Here is a 4,493-nt window from a genome sequence, read left to right on the forward strand (position 1 = left end):
TGACCTTGCGCCTCCGACCGCTCGAACTCGCCCGCTTGCAGTCGATGCTGGAGAAGATCCGCAAAGCCGGCGCCGCGACTGGTCGGCACCAGACTCGCGAGGAGCTTCTGCTCGCCGGACTGGACGCTCTCCTCGCCAGCCTGGAGGCCTCGGAGCGCGGCGCCAGGGAGGACTCGGGCGGCCAGTTGCCACGTGGCAACTCCGCTCCGCCCTATCAGGTCGTGATCTACCGCTGCGAGGAGTGCGGCGCCGCGCGCCTTCCCGACGGAAAGCGGCTCGCGCCGGCGGTGGCCGCGCAGGCGGCCTGCGACTGCCGCGAGCAGCGCGACGGCGAACCCAATCGCGCGTCGATCCCACCCGCCTTGCGCCGGCAAGTGCTCGCCCGCGACGGCCATCGCTGCCAGGCGCCCGGCTGCCGCTCCACGCGTTTCTTGGAAGTGCACCACCGCGAGCCGCGCCGGCGAGGAGGTCGCAACAGCGCGGCGAACCTGATCACGCTCTGCGCGGCCTGCCACCGACTGCTGCACGAAGGCGGCGCGGGGCTTGCCGCGGCCCTGCCAGCGGCGGGCATGCAGAACACTGGCTGATCGGCGCCCTCGGCGATGCATTGATCGTCCGCCCAGGTCGGCGGGGAGCCGCCCTGGAGCGGAAGCTGCGCACGCCCCTTCCCGCGATGGCGCATGCGGCCCCATCGCTCCCCATCCTGCCGCCGCGCCTGCCGCGCCTGCGCCAATGCCCCTGCAACAGCCGTGTAGCACGGCACTTGTGGCGCCTAATCGCACGCATCGGCGCTAAAGGCGGCGCCGCCTGCCTGCCGATATAGTGGAGGAACGCGAATCCCGGTTGAGGAGATCGGCCTCCATGCCCGCACACAGTCAAGTGCCCGTGCGTCCGCGCGCCGAGTCCGCGGCGCCCCTGCCCGTCTTTCGCTGGCGCGACAGCCTGCTCGTGCGCATCCCGCTCGTCTTCGCGATCCTGCTCACCGGACTCGCCCTGGCCAGCGCCCTCGTCATCGGCACGATCGGCAAACGCTTGCTCGAGGAGCAGGCGCGCGTGCAGTCGAAGCTGGCAGGCAGCGCGCTCGTCGCCGACTACCAGACGCGCCTGGTCGCCGCGCGGCAGCGCGCGGTCTCGCTCGCCGAGCTCGGCGAGCAGCTCCCGCAAGACGCCGAGCTGCACCTGCGGCTCCTGCCCCGTCTCCTCGATCCTGACGACAGTGAGGAGACGATCGCCGGCGGCGGTTTCTGGCCGGCGCCGCGGGCCTTCGACCCCGCGCGCGAGCGGCGCAGCTTCTGCTGGCGACGCACTGCGGACGGCAAGCTGCAGACCGTGGAGGACTACAACAATCCCGCGGGCACGGGTTACCTGCGCGCGCCTTGGTACGAGCCGGCCGCCCTGCGTCATATCGCCGGGCCTACCTGGTCCTATGCCGCGGGCGCGCTGCCGGGCGCGCAGCCCACGCTCTCCTGCGCCGTGCCCATGCAGCGCGCCGGCAACTTCTATGGCGTGGCCACGGTGGAGATCTGGCTGAACGGCATGGACTGGCTGCTCGACGACGCGGCCGCCACGCTCGAAGGTTACGCGCTCGTCCTCGATCGCGAAGGCAACATCATCACCTGGCCGCGCGGCAGCGCAGCCAGTGCCGCCAGCGCCAAGCTGCAAGCAGGCGCCGGCGCGCACCCCAGTCTCGAATCCCTCGCGCTGCGCAATGCCGGCTTCGGCGCCTACGCCGACGCCTTCGCCGCCGAGGCCGCCGGGCTCGCGCCGCGCGCGGGCCTGCGCGATCCGCGCAGCTTCCACCTCTCAGTGGCCAAGGACCCCCTGCTCGACACGCCGGCCGTGGCGGCCATCCTCCAGGTGCCCGAGACGGGCTGGTGGATCGTCGCCGTGACGCCGCGCAGCGCGGCGATCGCCTCGACGGAGTTCTTCGGCCGCGCGCTCATGCTGTCCACGCTGGGGCTGATCCTGCTCTGCCTGCTCGTGGCCTACCTGCTGCTGCGCTGGATCCTGATCGCGCCGCTCAAGGGCCTCACCCGCCAGCTCCAGGCCTCTTTCGCGAGCCAGGAGATGGCAGTCCTCGAGCTGCCCAGCCCCGACGGCGGCGAGCTGGGCACGCTCGTCTACTGGTTCAATCAGCGCAGCCGCCAGCTCGAGAAGCTGCTGAAGCGCCGCGAGGAGGACCAGGTCGCCCTGCTCGCGGCCAAGCGCAACGCCGAAAGCGCCACCCAGGCCAAGAGCGAGTTCCTTGCGGCGATGAGCCACGAGGTGCGCACGCCGCTGAACAGCATCATCGGCCTCACCGGCCTGCTCGCCGAATCGCAGCTCGACCGCGAGCAGCGCGACTACATCGACACCGTGCGGGCCTCGGCGACGACCATGCTCACCCTGATCAACGACATCCTCGACTTCTCCAAGATCGAGGCCGGCCGCCTCGAACTGGAGGCGATTCCCTTCCAGCCGGCCGCGCTCTGCAGCGAGGTGATGGAGCTGCTCGGCTTCCGCGCCCGCGAGAAGAGCCTGGCCCTGCATCTGCGCAAGGGCACGGGCAGCGACGCCTGCTTCCTCGGCGATCCCGGACGCCTCCGCCAGATCCTGCTCAACCTCGTGGGCAATGCGATCAAGTTCACCGAGCAGGGCGAGGTGGAGCTGCGCTGCCAGGCGACGCCCCTGGCCGGCGGCCAGGGCGAGCTGCGTTTCCTCGTGCGCGACACGGGGCCGGGCATTCCCGCCAGGGCGCAGGCCGGGCTCTTCCAGGCCTTCGCGCAGGGCGAACGCTCAACGGCGCGCCGCTTCGGCGGCACGGGCCTCGGGCTGGCGATCAGCCGCCAGCTCGTCGAGCTGATGGGCGGCGAGATCGGCCTCGAGAGCGTGGAGGGCGAGGGCGCCACCTTCTGGGTGCAGCTGCGCCTGCCGCGCTCGGCGAATCAGCCGCATCCGGCCGCGCCCCAGGAGTCGGAGCCCGTGGGTGACCTGAAACTGGACGCCCGCGTGCTGCTCGTCGAGGACAACCCGCTGAACCAGAAGGTCGCCGTGCTCCAGCTCGAGCGGCTCCACTGCACGGTGGATCTGGCGGCGAACGGGCTCGAGGCGATTGAGGCCTACAAACGGCTGGACTACGACGCCATCCTCATGGACTGCCAGATGCCCGGCATGGACGGCTTCGAGGCGACGCGCATGATCCGCACGCTCGAGGTGCCGGGCCGGCGCACGCCGATCATCGCCCTCACCGCCAACGCGATGCGCGGCGATCGCGACCGCTGCCTGGCCTCCGGCATGGACGACTACCTCGCCAAGCCGGTGGACCGCGGCGCCCTCGCGCGAACGCTCAAGCGCTGGGTGCAGGAGCGTCGCGAGCAGGAGCTGCTGCGCCGCCGTTAGACGGCCGTTGCCCCGCAGGGCGTGCCTGCGCTAGGCTGCGCGCCCATGATCCCCGAACGCCATCGCCTTGGCGAGGATGCGGCCCTCGCCCTGCTCGCGCGCGCCAAGGTCGTGCACCTCGCGAGCACAGATGCCCAGGGCCTGCCCCTCCTGCGCGCGCTGAACGCGGTGCTCGTGGACGGCTGGCTCGTCTGGCACGGCTCGCAGGGCGGTGAGAAGGCGCTGGTGCCGGGCCGCCCCGCGCAGATCGCGGCGCACGAGCGCGTCGCGGAGATCCCCAGCCACTTCATCGATCCCGAGCGCGCCTGCCCGGCGACGAACTACTACGAGAGCGTGCACGCCACCGGCATCCCGGAGGACGTGACCGATCCCGCGCTCAAGGCGCGCCTGCTCCAGGCCCTGATGGAGAAGTACCAGCCCGAGGGCGGGCACCGGCCGCTGACGGGCGATGACCCGCTCTACACGGCCTCGCTCGCCGGCACGCGCGTGCTGCGCATGGCCCTCGCCACGCTGACCGGCAAGAGCAAGCTCGGCCAGAACCGCAGCCCTGGCGAGCGCCAGCGGATCTGCGAGCGGCTCTGGGAGCGCGGCCACCCGGAGGACCGCCGCGCGATCGACCGCATCCTGGACGCGAACCCGGACACGCCATACCCCGGAATCCTCGCCGCGCCACCCGGCGCGCGGCTGCGCTGCGCGCCGGCTGCGGCCCTGGCCGACTCCGCCGCCGCCCTGCTCGCGGGGCGCTACTGGACGGGCGGCGAGTCGCCGACCGCGCTCGCCGCGGCCCATCGCCGCTCGCCCGGCTGGCTGGGCGCCCTGGAGACGACGAGCGGGCAGCTCGTCGTCAGCGGGCGCGTGCTGGGCGACGGCCTCCGGCGGGCCTGGCTGCTGGATGTCGTCGTGCGGGAGGACTGGCAGGGCCGCGGCCTGGGCACGGCGCTCGTCCGCCTCCTGCTCGATCACCCGGATGCGCGCTCGGCCCGCGAGGTCTGCCTGCGCACGCAGGACGCGCAGCGCTTCTATGCCCGCTTCGGGTTCGAGCCCCTCTCCCCGGGCGCCGAGCCCTGGCCGACCCTGCGCCGCCAGCCCGGCCCACCCCCCCTGGCCCTTTGACA

General features: G+C 72.6%; 3 protein-coding genes. All 3 read left to right on the plus strand.

Features of this window, described 5'->3' with window-relative positions; genetic code table 11:
* Positions 1-44: 44 nt before the first annotated feature.
* The 3 genes from FJ251_13795 to FJ251_13805 all read left to right on the plus strand — a co-directional run bounded on the left by FJ251_13795 (position 45) and on the right by FJ251_13805 (position 4,491).
* Positions 45-587 carry an HNH endonuclease gene (locus tag FJ251_13795; GenBank protein ID MBM4118777.1) on the plus strand — a complete coding sequence of 181 codons (543 nt, stop codon included), beginning with the start codon at positions 45-47 and terminating at the stop codon, positions 585-587.
* Between the two features lie 274 nt (positions 588-861).
* Entirely contained in the window at positions 862-3,378 is a 2,517-nt protein-coding gene (locus FJ251_13800; GenBank protein ID MBM4118778.1) for a response regulator, read from the plus strand.
* A gap of 45 nt (positions 3,379-3,423) precedes the next feature.
* Positions 3,424-4,491 (plus strand): GNAT family N-acetyltransferase, encoded by a 1,068-nt coding sequence (locus FJ251_13805; GenBank protein ID MBM4118779.1) that lies wholly within the window; start codon positions 3,424-3,426, stop codon positions 4,489-4,491.
* Positions 4,492-4,493: the final 2 nt, after the last annotated feature.

It is taken from the genome of bacterium (genome assembly GCA_016873475.1).
In the GTDB taxonomy this organism is placed as follows: domain Bacteria; phylum Krumholzibacteriota; class Krumholzibacteriia; order JACNKJ01; family JACNKJ01; genus VGXI01.